Annotated in this window: 1 pseudogene; it reads left to right on the top strand. The window is 72.9% G+C overall.

The features are described from left to right. A pseudogene (locus AB4039_RS42465) lies at window positions 1-457 on the top strand (2-oxoacid:acceptor oxidoreductase subunit alpha); the annotation flags it as partial.

Raw genomic sequence — 457 nt, 5'->3', positions numbered from 1 at the left:
GCCCTCGACCGGTCTGCCGACCAAGACCGAGCAGGCCGACCTGCTCCAGGCGATGTACGGGCGCAACGGCGAGGCCCCCGTCCCGATCGTCGCCCCCCGCACCGCCGCCGACTGCTTCGACGCCGCCATCGACGCCGCCCGGATCGCGCTCACCTACCGCACCCCGGTCCTGCTGCTCTCGGACGGCTACCTGGCCAACGGCTCCGAGCCCTGGCGGATCCCGGACGTGGCCGACCTGCCCGACCTCAAGGTGCAGTTCGCGACCGCCCCGAACCACACCCTGGCCGACGGCACCGAGGTGTTCTGGCCCTACAAGCGGGACCCGGAAACCCTGGCCAGGCCGTGGGCGGTCCCGGGGACCCCGGGGCTGGAGCACCGCATCGGCGGGATCGAGAAGCAGGACGGCACCGGGAACATCTCCTACGACCCGGCCCGGGAACATCTCCTACGACCCGGC

Source organism: Streptomyces sp. M-16, from assembly GCF_052114405.1.
Taxonomy (GTDB): Bacteria; Actinomycetota; Actinomycetes; order Streptomycetales; family Streptomycetaceae; genus Streptomyces.
This window is presented reverse-complemented; position numbering and strand designations above follow the sequence as displayed.